Annotated in this window: 12 protein-coding genes; 5 read left to right on the top strand and 7 right to left on the bottom strand. The window is 62.5% G+C overall.

The window, feature by feature from the left end; genetic code table 11:
- Positions 1-56 precede the first annotated feature (56 nt).
- The 4 genes from B3547_RS20835 to B3547_RS20850 all read left to right on the top strand — a co-directional run bounded on the left by B3547_RS20835 (position 57) and on the right by B3547_RS20850 (position 3,433).
- Positions 57-806 carry an acetoacetate decarboxylase family protein gene (locus tag B3547_RS20835; protein ID WP_292966681.1) on the top strand — a complete coding sequence of 250 codons (750 nt, stop codon included), beginning with the start codon at positions 57-59 and terminating at the stop codon, positions 804-806.
- A 264-nt stretch (positions 807-1,070) separates the two neighbouring features.
- The gene (locus B3547_RS20840; protein ID WP_125956401.1) at positions 1,071-2,255 is read left to right on the top strand and encodes a class I SAM-dependent methyltransferase; all 1,185 of its coding nucleotides are present in this window, start codon (positions 1,071-1,073) and stop codon (positions 2,253-2,255) included.
- Positions 2,252-2,596, top strand: a complete 345-nt coding sequence (locus tag B3547_RS20845) for a hypothetical protein (protein ID WP_292966684.1) — start codon at positions 2,252-2,254, stop codon at positions 2,594-2,596. The genes B3547_RS20840 and B3547_RS20845 overlap by 4 nt, the downstream gene beginning before the upstream one ends.
- A 33-nt stretch (positions 2,597-2,629) precedes the next feature.
- Positions 2,630-3,433 (top strand): alpha/beta fold hydrolase, encoded by an 804-nt coding sequence (locus tag B3547_RS20850; protein WP_292966686.1) that lies wholly within the window; start codon positions 2,630-2,632, stop codon positions 3,431-3,433.
- 43 nt (positions 3,434-3,476) lie between these two features.
- Here the strand turns inward: B3547_RS20850 and B3547_RS20855 are convergent, their stop codons facing one another.
- The 3 genes from B3547_RS20855 to B3547_RS20865 are packed head-to-tail and all read right to left on the bottom strand — an operon-like array spanning position 3,477 to position 6,290.
- Positions 3,477-4,496, bottom strand: a complete 1,020-nt coding sequence (locus tag B3547_RS20855; RefSeq protein ID WP_292966688.1) for a hypothetical protein — start codon at positions 4,494-4,496, stop codon at positions 3,477-3,479.
- 15 nt (positions 4,497-4,511) lie between these two features.
- Positions 4,512-5,303: an alpha/beta fold hydrolase gene (locus B3547_RS20860; protein WP_125956392.1), complete on the bottom strand. Its 792-nt coding sequence runs from the start codon at positions 5,301-5,303 to the stop codon at positions 4,512-4,514.
- A 6-nt stretch (positions 5,304-5,309) separates the two neighbouring features.
- Positions 5,310-6,290, bottom strand: a complete 981-nt coding sequence (locus B3547_RS20865) for an SDR family NAD(P)-dependent oxidoreductase (protein ID WP_292966690.1) — start codon at positions 6,288-6,290, stop codon at positions 5,310-5,312.
- Positions 6,291-6,426: 136 nt separating this feature from the next.
- On the opposite strand from B3547_RS20865, the gene B3547_RS20870 reads away from it, so the two are divergent.
- Positions 6,427-7,620 (top strand): MFS transporter, encoded by a 1,194-nt coding sequence (locus B3547_RS20870; protein ID WP_292966691.1) that lies wholly within the window; start codon positions 6,427-6,429, stop codon positions 7,618-7,620.
- A 759-nt stretch (positions 7,621-8,379) separates the two neighbouring features.
- Here the strand turns inward: B3547_RS20870 and B3547_RS20875 are convergent.
- The 4 genes from B3547_RS20875 to B3547_RS20885 form a co-directional block, all read right to left on the bottom strand.
- Positions 8,380-9,237 (bottom strand): amidohydrolase family protein, encoded by an 858-nt coding sequence (locus tag B3547_RS20875; protein WP_125956384.1) that lies wholly within the window; start codon positions 9,235-9,237, stop codon positions 8,380-8,382.
- A gap of 11 nt (positions 9,238-9,248) precedes the next feature.
- Positions 9,249-9,368, bottom strand: coding sequence for an SDR family oxidoreductase (locus B3547_RS22125; RefSeq protein ID WP_414690600.1), 120 nt, complete (start codon positions 9,366-9,368; stop codon positions 9,249-9,251).
- A complete protein-coding gene (locus B3547_RS20880; RefSeq protein ID WP_292966693.1) occupies positions 9,317-10,048 on the bottom strand; it encodes an SDR family NAD(P)-dependent oxidoreductase in 732 nt (243 codons plus the stop codon). Before B3547_RS20880 ends, B3547_RS22125 begins: the two co-directional genes overlap by 52 nt.
- A 35-nt stretch (positions 10,049-10,083) precedes the next feature.
- On the bottom strand, positions 10,084-10,420 hold a 337-nt coding region (locus B3547_RS20885), incomplete at its 5' end, for an AMP-binding enzyme (RefSeq protein ID WP_414690599.1).

A 10,420-nucleotide genomic window follows, 5' to 3' on the forward strand; every position in this document is an offset into this window, starting at 1 on the left:
CTGCCTGGTTTGGCAGGGGCCGTTCTTTTTGGTCTGTTCTGTTCCGGGAGATAGCGATGACTGGGAAAGTACGGCACGGGCAGGTCATCCCTACCTGGTCTCCGCCTTACGCGCCCGGTCCCTATTTCATGGAAAAATACCACGCGATCATGGTCGAGCTTGAAATCCCGCGAGAGGAGATCGAGTTCATGACGCCCGAGCCACTCAGGCCCGCCGATCATAACCGCGTCATCGCGATCATCATGGACGGCGCGCAGCCGCCGCACAGCCTCCACTACCACGAGGCGCTGATCTGCCACGAGGTCGAGTTCCAGGGGAAGAAGGGGATGCATATCCCCTATATCTGGACTTCGACCGACACTGCCACGCTCGTCGGGCGCGAAATCTTCGGCATGCCGAAGCTGCTGTGCGATGACGACCATATCGCGATCCATGCCAATGAGGTCTACGGCAAGCTGGAGAAATACGGCCGCACCATGATGGAGGTTGCGGTGGTGATAGACCAGAAGGCATCTCTGGAAGATCTGCCGGCGCTCAATAGCTGGATTATGATGCGCCACATCGCTTCGCCGGACCCCGATGTTCCTGCGCGGCGTCAGATCGTCCATGCGCAAACCGCGGATTTCAAGATGGACTTCTGCTGGAAGGGGCGCGGATGGGCGCGGATGGGCTATCCCGGAACCTCGCGGATCGATCGTATTCCCACGAACAATGTCTCGCGTGCCTGGTACGGCAATTTCACCTTCGTCCTGAATCCCGCTAAAATTCTGGATGATGTCGAATATAAATTCGAAGATTGGCAGTAGAGGTCGAACGATATTCGGAAAGTCGTCCGGGCAATAAGTTTCGTTTATATTTATGTATACGTTTATGGATGGCGGTAAGATGAATGCTCCGCTTTGTCTTGAATGATGCGGCTGCATATTTCCCTGTTTTCCGATATTTCGTGAGGAAAATTCCACGAGATAAGCGATTGCAAGTGGATGTAAATGAATACAAATTTCACCCGCTGACGCGTAGCGCCTGATTCGGCGCGGTTAACATGAAACTCCCACCGAAAGGCAGGTTCGATGAATACCGCGACTCTCGATCCCAACCGGCAGTTTGAACATGACGCGCTGGCAACGCCGACCTCCGAGGAGGAAAGCCGCCAGATGTTCGTCAAGTCGCTGAAATATCACCTCGCAACCCGTGTCGCACCCGGCAACAAGCTTGCGTACGAAGCGCGCGTTCTGCCGGAGGCGGAGAAGGCGGGCAGGGCGCCCGGCAGTTATCACGATGTTCGTGCGCTGATGGCGGACGATGGCTATTATCGCCTTTGGGGTGCGATGCAGCGCTCCAGCCAGGAGATGATGTGGCGCTCTGTTCAGGTCTCGGTGGAACGCCAGATCGACGAATTGCAGGCAAAGGCGAAGGGGAACACCGCGCCGCTCGGCAGTGTCACGCTCGATCCCGACATGCCGATCCCCGGCTATATCTCGGCGGTCGATATCCACTGCATGCCGGGCAATTATCACGGCGAATTCCGGGAGGATGACCTGTCCAACGGCGCGGTCTATGACCGCGCGGTCTGGTTCTATGCCATGGGACGCATGGGCCCTCTCAACGACGACATGGGGCGTTCGATGAGCGACCATATCAAGGCGCACTATCCGGGCCTGAAGCCCAAACGCGTCCTCGACATGGGCTGCGGCGTCGGCCATTCGACGCTTCCCTATGTCGATGCCTTCCCCGAAGCGGAGATCTACGGCGTCGATCTCGGCGCGCCGATGATCCGTTACGCCCATGCCCGCGCCGAGGCGATGGGCAAGAAGGTCCACTACAGTCAGCAGAACGCGGAGAAGACGAACTTCCCCGATGGCCATTTCGATCTGATCGTGAGCCATATCCTGGTGCATGAAACGTCGAACAAGGCCATCCGCAATATCATGAAGGAGGCCTATCGGCTGCTCGCGCCGGGCGGTGTGGTCCTCCATCTCGAAACGCCGCCCTACCGGGCGATGACCGATTTCGAGGCGTGCATGCTCGACTGGGATACGCGCAACAACAACGAGCCGTTCTGGGGCGGCAGCCATCTTATACAGCCGGAGGAGATGGCCGAGCTCGCGGGCTTCGGCGCCGAACAGGGTTTCGAACGGACGATCCCTTCTGCCTTCGATCAGGCGGAAAAGCAGCGGACGAAAATCTTTCAGGCTGGCGATTTCGGCGGCGGCGGATCCTGGTACATCTGGGGCGCGGAGAAGGAAAAGGCATGATCGAACTTCCCCGCAAGGCCAAGGGCGAACGCCCCAGCTATTTCGAGGACGGCACGCTCGACAGCATGCTCTCCATGCTGCTCGCGCTGGCGGGCGAGGTGGTCGTGCTGCGCGAGCGGCTGGACAGCGCCGAGCGCATCATCGACGGGAGTGGTCTCCTGACCGACCGGATCGATGCTTACCGCCCGTCACCCGAAGTGGCGGCAAAGCGTGAAGCGTTGCGCGCCCAGTTCATCGATCTGGTGATGCGGCCGGTCCAGCAGGAATACGAGAACCTGCAGGAAAAGGCCGCGCGGCAGGAAAGCTACGACAAGGCGATCGACCTGTGCATCTCGGGGTGAGGGCACGGCGCCTTTACCCTTGGGAAGCATGATATGACCAACATCGCCATTCGTCGCGGCTATGCGGATAGCCGCGACGGACAGGTCCATTATCGTCGCGTGGAAGGTGCGGGCCGGCCCGTCGTATTCCTGCACCAGACTGCCAGTTCGAGCGCGATGTTCGAAATGGTGATGCAGCGCCTGGGCGATGACCACCCGAGCATCGCCTTCGATACACCGGGCTTCGGCAACAGCTTCCGGCCTGAGGGCGAGTTTACATTGCCCTATCTCGCCGCACGTCTGGTCGAGGCGCTCGATGACATGGGCGTCGGCGAGTTCGATCTGATCGGTCATCATACCGGTGGCTGCATCGCGCTCGAAATGACCGCGCAGGTTCCGGATCGTATCACCAGCTTCGGCTTGATGGGGCCGGTGATCGCGACCGCGGCCGAGCGCGATAGCTTTCGCTCCACGTTCACCACACCGTTCAGGATGGAGGCCGATGGCAGCCATCTCGGCCAGGCTTGGGAATACCTCAAGATCATTGGCGCGCACACCCGGACCGACCTGCATCATCGTGAGGTTCTGGACCACCTGCTGGCCTGGGATTCGATTCCCAAGGCATTCAGCGCTGTCTGGGACCAGGATAGCGAAAAGCTGCTGGCCGGAATCAAGGTGCCGATCCTGTTGATGATCTCCGAGGATGACGTGCTCTACCGGATATTCCACAACGCAACGCGCGCCCGCCCGGATGCCTTGGTATCGATCGTCGAGGGCTTCGACTTCCAGCCCGACAATGATCCCGACGGCGTGGCGGCGGGCGTGCGCGATTTCCTGAAGCGCGGTTTGGCCGTCTGAGGGCGCCCTTCGGTACCGCCTTGCGGTTATCCCGCGCTTGCCGTCACTCGTCGCAACAGCGCTTCCAGCTGGATCGGAACTTCGACACCGTGCCGCGCCCTGCGGGCATGAATGGCACACGATCGCCCGGGTCGGCATCGCCCCACAGCGCGGAATTGCCGCTTTTGCGCCATTCATGATAGTCGGGCGAGGCATCCTGCAACTTGGCGACGGGATGCTGGTCCCAGGGGATATGGGCGGTCGGCTTGTCCCACTCGGCGCCTTCGAAATAGGCGCGGGCGAGGGCATCGACGCCCGGATAGTCACGCGGCGGCCACGGATACCCCATCGGCGCGTCGGTATGGACGAGGAGGAGCGCGCCGGTGCGCGATATGAACGGCGCATGATACCATTCCTGCGGATGGTTCACCACGCTGCCGATGCCCATCTGCCCTTCGTTCACCAGGAAGCAATCGCCCTGCAGCAGGATGATTTCCTCGAAGCATTCATGATGGACATGCTCCTTGGGCGCGATTGTGTTGGGTTCGATATATTGAAAGCGCAGATAGCCGCCCGGCCCGCCGTCAAAGCCTTCGTCGGTGGGGTGGGGGACAGAGTCGGGCTGGCGGAGCGACTTGTGCATCACGCCGTGGCTGCCCGGCACGCTGTTGATCCACTGCTCGCGCCAGGGCTCGATAACCCGGTTGCGCGTGTAGGGGTAGGGGAAGCAGGGCATGTCGGGGTTCCAGAAGGCAAGCACGAGCGCACCGCCTGTGGTGCTGAACTCGCCGCCGCCGCAACCTTGCGCGACATGGACATAGGCCGACGCCCCGATCACCTGCCCGTTGAAGCTGAGGTCGCCGCGCAGCACGAACAGTTCGAGCGAGGCGAGCTTGCCGTCGGTGCGGCTCCTCCAGCCGGGAAACAGCTCGATGCAGAAGGTCTGCGATCCGGATCGCGGATCGGCGCTCATGAGCGCCCCGCAGAGCCCGCCGAGGAAATCGGGTGCATCCAGCGCATTGCGACCGAGTGCGAGGAAATTGTAGAAGCCCGGATCGGCACGGCTGACGCTCCTCACGCTCATTCTCCTCAATATGCGTTACCGTTCCCGTGTGCCCAGAAAGGTCGACAGCGCCGCGGCAATCTCGCCCGGGACGCGGTCGGTCTGGTAATTCTCCCCGCCCGACAGCAACACCGCCTTCGCGTCGGGGCGCATGGCCTTGGCGCGATCGAACAGCGGGAACAGGAAGTCGTCGGGCGAGCAGAAGATGAGAAGCGGTGCCCGCACGGCCTGATAGCGCTCGGCAAAGTCGAACTGCCACACCGCGTCATAGGTCCAGGCCCGTGTCTGCCAGGACCGCAGCATCGCGCTCATCTCGCGATTGGCGAGATCGATGTCCGCCGCGCCCGCCGTGCGAACGTAGTTCCAGTTTTCGAACAGGTATTGCCCGGTGTCTTCCGGCGTGAAGGGCGTACCATATTTTGCCGCACTCTCGGCTTTCTCTTCCGCATTCTGCGGGAGAGGGCCGATCATGCTCAGAGAGAGCGCGAGATCGGGACGATCGGTCGCCAGCGCCAGCGCGACGCCCGCGCCGGTGTGGTGGCCAACGATATGGCAGCGCGCAATGCCCAGGGCGTCGATCGCCTCGGCCAGCCAGGCACCATATTGGGCGAGCGGCACCGGGCTGGAGGGATCGAAGCTCTCGCCGAAGCCGGGCATGTCGAACGCGATCATTCGCCGCCCCGGTTCCATGCGTTCCATTACCGGCAGCCACATGCGATAAGTGCTGACGGTCTTGTGGATGAACACGATCGGATCGCCCGATCCCGCGACCTCCGCATAGTGGATCTGGCCAGAGGGCGTATCGGCATAGGCCTTGCGGTACTGCATCGCGTATTACCTTGCGTTCGCGAGCAGGTAGCGGCGCTCTGCATCATAGGTTGGCAGGTGCGCCATGGTGCCGCCATCGACAGGGAGGACGTGGCCGGTGATGTAGGCGGCATCGTCCGAGGCGAGGAAGGCGACGACTTTGGCGACATCTTCGGGTTGGCCCAGCCGATCCAGCAGAGCCGCATCGGCGTTGTAGTCGATGATCTCCTTGGGCACGAGGCGTTCCAGCGTCGCCGTGCGCATCATCGAGGGGGCGACGGCGTTGCAGCGAATGCCTTCCCGTCCGTGCATCGACGCCACCACTTCGGTCAGCATGTTCACCGCGCACTTCGATACGCTGTAGGCGGGCATCCGGTTGGCGGCGCGGATGCCGTTGATGGAGGAGGTGTTGATGATGCTGCCCCCGCCCGCGCGGCGCATCGCCAGCACGGCATGGCGGCACCCGAGCATCGTGCCGCGCACTGTCACCTCCATGATCCGGTCCCATACGTGCACGGGTACGGTCAGTATATCCTGGTCCCCGATCAGCGCTTCGTCAGAGAGCATGGCGGCGTTGTTGTGCAGTACGTCCAGCTTGCCGAATCGGCGCTCCGCCGTCTCTATCGCGTCGCGGATGCTGTCTTCCTCGCCAATGTCGCAGACTGCGGCTTCGGCGGTCCCGCCGGCTGCGACGATCTCGGCCGCGACCACTTCGGCGCTTTCCAGATTGAGGTCGGTGACCAGCAGCTTGGCGCCCTTGGCGGCCATGGTCATGGCCGATGCGCGGCCAATGCCGGAACCGCCGCCGGTCACCATGGCGACCTTGTTTTCGAGGGACATGAGGTGTTTCTCCGAACCACAAAAAGGGAGGTGCGCCTCCGTGGAAGGCGGCATCACCCGGTTGATACCGGATGCGCCGGGGGAGGGAGTCACTTTGTAATCACATAAACGGGTTTGGGCGCGTGCCGACGGCCAATCGGGTGGCAAGGGGCTTGCGCGGCGCGTCAAGGCAGCATGTATTTCGGCCAGAACAGTCCATCGCGACCGCCCCCCTCCCGGAGTGACAATGTACCAGCAGCAGACCGCTTCCCCGACGTCGCCTGCCATGGACCCAGCGACCAGACGCTCCCTCTTCATCGTCCTGATGAGCGCGGCCGTCCTGTTTGTGAACAACGGCTTCATCGTAACCGGGATCACCGCTTTCGATAGCGAGTTGCTGACCCGCTTTCACGTGAGCGTCGGCGCGCTCAAGCTCCGCGATACCTTTACCTTCGGCACTGTCGCAGTCGCCGGACCGCTGGCGGGCTACCTGCTCGATCGGATCGGCCTCAAGCCGCTGATGGTTATCGGGATGCTGCTGATGGCGATCGGCATGGCCATGTATTCGCGCGCCGATGACATTTACGCGCTCTACGCCATCCACATCCTGTTCGGCTTGTGTCTGGTGACGGCGGGGCTCTTCGCCAACGTCATTCTGGTTGCGGCTTCGACCAACAGGCACCGTGGCCTGTCGATCGGCTTCATCATAGCCGGGTCCAGCTTCGGCCAGGCGATCGCGCCGCGCATCAACGATCTCCTCGCCATGAACCTGGGCTGGCGGCACGCGCTGTTGGTGGACGCGGTCACGCCGCTGCTCATCATCCCGGGCATTCTGTTGATCTTCCCGCGTCTCAAGGGGAGCACCAGCTTTGAAAGCGACGATCCCAATGTTCCCGGCGTGACTTACAAGGCGGCGCTGACCCATCGCAATTTCTGGCTGCTGTCGATCACCGCCGCGATCGGCTTTTGCGTCCAGCTCGGCGTCGTCACCAACATGGTCCTGTTCGTCGAGCGCGACCTGCGACTGGGTGGGGCGGCGGCCAGCGGCGCGGTCTTCCTGCTGTTCATAAGCGCGCTGACCTCTCAGATCGGTGCGGGCTTTCTCGCCGACCGGTTCGGATCGCGGATTGTCCACGTGACCAGTCTTGTCATCATGGCGTGTGGTTGCGCGTGTCTGACCATGGGCACGCCCGGCTGGATGTGGATCGGCGCGCTGCTGTTCGGGCTTGGCTGGGGTGGCAATTACTCGCTGATCCAGCTGCTGACATCGAACTTGTTCCTCGGTCCCGCGATCGGTCGGATCATGGGGACGATCGCCGTTATCGAGTCCGTGGGGGCGGCTTCCGGCCCCTATGCGATCGGCGCGCTTTACGACAGCGCGGGCACCTACAGCGTGCCGTTCGGCATCTCGACCGTGTTGATCCTGCTGTGCGTGCTGGCAGTGCGGGCGCTCGATCTGCCGCCACGCCGCCAGGCCGGCGCACCGGCTCATGCCGAGAATCCCCATGAACCTTATTAGGGGTTAGGAAAAATTCCGCGGGAGCAAAGGGCAGGGGGTATCTGCCATCAGTCTCTCGCGGGCAGACCCGCACCGCACAGGTTATCGATATAGCTTTTGAACGCACGCGCTGAATCTGCGGGAGAGACACGATCCGCATGCGCGCGTAATTGAGTACGCTCCTGGGGCGAACAGCGGCGATCGAACGCGAAGAGCACTGGCAGAGCCTGAGACAGTTCTGTCGAGCCACCGTTCATTGCCTGGTCGTAGACATAGGCCCAAGCCGAGGGACCAAGAGCAGCGACATCGTCCGCAAGGACAGGTCGGCTCGGTGTCCGCGAATGCAGAACCTCTACATAAAGAGCGTATCGCTCCGGCAGAGCCCGCTGCCTCGCAATCCTGTGGAGCGTTTCATCGGCGACCGTTGCGTAAGGACTTGCGTTACAGCCCGTGACAGCGACCGCGATAGTGAGCCAGACAGGTGCGCGCATCCTGCGATGCTAAACGATTTGCACGTCGATCGCTATTAGGCGACAACCGTCGAGACATCTTCAAGCCTGTCCCCCCGTTATGCCAGCGTAGGCTGGCATCTCTGGCCTCAGGCAATCCGGCATGAGATCCCGGCCTTCGCCAGGATGACGGGATTTTGGGCGATAGGTGCCGGGCCATAGCTGTCCGTTTGAAGCGGACCGCCGGTGTCAAGTTCCTGCGTGACTATCTCGCGGCGGAGGTTGGCCGCTTTCTCCCCTTCCTTTCGGAAGGGGAGGTCGCCGGTTCCGGTCAGCCCGGCAGCTTGAACAGCTTCAGTGCGTTTTCGCGCATCAGTAGCGGATAGGCCTCGGGCCGCACGCCATGCTCGTTGATCTCGCGAATGCCGCGTTCGGGATCGATAACCGGCCAGTCGGTGCCGAACAGGACCTTATGCTTGCCGTAAGTATTGAGGTAATGCCAGAGTTCCTCCGGCCAGTACTTCGGTGCATAGGCGTCCACGCCGATATAGATGTTCGGGTGCTTCCACGCCATGGCGATCATCTCGCCGGTCCACGGCACGCCGATATGGATGCCGATCAGCTTCAGTTCCGGAAAGTCGATGGCGACCTGGTCGAGCGTGATCGGCCGGGCGACCGACGGCAGGCGGATGTCGGACTGGTAGACGAGGTTCTGCCCGACCTGCATCATCACCGGCACGTCAAGCTCGCAGCATTTGGCGTAATAGGGATAGACCTGTGCCGCGTCGGGAGCGATGCGCGACCAGTGCGGGTACCAGTGGGCGCCGACGAAGCCATACTCCTTGACCGCATGTTCCAGGTCGCGCACGCCCTGCATGCCCATGTTCGGCTCGATGCCCGCAACGCCCGAGAAACGGTCGGGATACTTGGCGCAGATCTCCGCGACGCGTTCATAGGGGATGTGCGCCGACCACTTCATGCGCGGATCGCCCGCGCGGCAGGCGAGCAGCAGCGAGCGTTCTACGCCAGCGGCATCCATCTTCTCGATATAGCGCTCGATGGTGACCCCGCCGCGCATGTCTGCCGGCATGTTGATCTGTTCCATGAACCGTTCGTCGAAGCCCAGGCTGCCCTCTTCGAACTCCACCGGGGTAAAAAGATTGCAGACGATATCGATTGCTTTGACCACTGTTTTGTTCCTCAGGGGATGGTGAGGCCGCCATCGACGGGCAAGACCGCGCCGGTGACGAACGAAGATGCGTCGGAAATCAGCCACAGGATTGCTTCGGCAATTTCCGCAGGCTCGGCGATGCGGCCGATCGGATGGCCGGCGGCCAGAAAGCGCTCCCGGTCGGGGTCTGCCTCGACCCAGCACGCCGATGCTGGCGGGCTGGGTNNACCCAGCCCGCCAGCATCGGCGTGCGCGTGCCACCGGGGCATACCGCGTTGGCGCGAATGCCTTGCGGCGCATAGTCGATCGCCGCCGACTTGGTGAGTCCGATCACGCCGAACTTGCTGGCGATATACTGGACCTGGTTGGGAACGGCGACGAGGCCCGCGACCGACGACAGATTCACGATCGACCCGCCGCCAGCCTTGAGCAGCAGCGGGATCGCGGCGCGGATCGTGAAGAACATGCCGGTCAGGTTGACGCCGACAACGCTGTTCCACGTTTCGTCGGTGCATTCGGCCAGCAGCGTCGCGTCGCCGGTAAGACCGGCCGCGCAGACGAGGCCGTCGATCGAGCCGGACTTGGCCTCGACTTCCGCCATCACGCGGGCGACATCGGCGGAGTTGGTCACGTCGACGCCCAAGCCGAAGGCGGCACTTTCGCTGCCGATCTCGGCGGCGACGGCGCTGGCCTTGCCAGCATCGATGTCGGCCAGGATCACGCGCGCGCCGCGGCTTGCGGCGATCAGTCCGGTTTCCCGGCCGATGCCCGATCCGCCACCAGTGATGAGGATGGTTTTGCCATCGAGGGATGCGGGGGCCTTGATCAAGACGGTTCTCCGGGAGGGAGGCGCTGGCGTGGCGGTCAGGAACCGGGCGCTTCGGCGATCAGCATGTCGCGCAGTTCACGCTTCATGATCTTGCCGCTGGCATTGCGTGGCAGCTCGCCGATGAAGCTGATGCCGCGCGGCACCTTGTAGCCGGAGAGTTCGGTGCGGCAGGCCTTGATGACGAGGTCGGCATCCACTTCGGCCCCGGTGAAGGGGACGATGAAGGCGTGCAAAGCCTCGCCCCATTCACGATCGGGGCGGCCTACAACGGCGACTTCGGCCACGCCCTCGACCCGCGCCACGACGTTCTCGATCTCACGCGGGTATACGTTGACGCCGCCTGAGACCACCATGTCCTTCTTGCGGTCGACG

Source organism: Novosphingobium sp. UBA1939 (assembly GCF_002336885.1).
Lineage (GTDB): Bacteria > Pseudomonadota > Alphaproteobacteria > Sphingomonadales > Sphingomonadaceae > Novosphingobium.

What these genes read in the sequence shown, in the direction of transcription:
- B3547_RS20845 (WP_292966684.1), top strand. Translation starts at nt 2,252, where the DNA reads ATGATCGAACTTCCCCGCAAGGCCAAGGGCGAACGCCCCAGCTATTTC.
- B3547_RS20860 (WP_125956392.1), bottom strand. Translation starts at nt 5,303, where the DNA reads ATGCAGTACCGCAAGGCCTATGCCGATACGCCCTCTGGCCAGATCCAC.
- B3547_RS20870 (WP_292966691.1), top strand. Translation starts at nt 6,427, where the DNA reads ATGAGCGCGGCCGTCCTGTTTGTGAACAACGGCTTCATCGTAACCGGG.
- B3547_RS20850 (WP_292966686.1), top strand. Translation starts at nt 2,630, where the DNA reads ATGACCAACATCGCCATTCGTCGCGGCTATGCGGATAGCCGCGACGGA.
- B3547_RS20835 (WP_292966681.1), top strand. Translation starts at nt 57, where the DNA reads ATGACTGGGAAAGTACGGCACGGGCAGGTCATCCCTACCTGGTCTCCG.
- B3547_RS20855 (WP_292966688.1), bottom strand. Translation starts at nt 4,496, where the DNA reads ATGAGCGTGAGGAGCGTCAGCCGTGCCGATCCGGGCTTCTACAATTTC.
- B3547_RS20840 (WP_125956401.1), top strand. Translation starts at nt 1,071, where the DNA reads ATGAATACCGCGACTCTCGATCCCAACCGGCAGTTTGAACATGACGCG.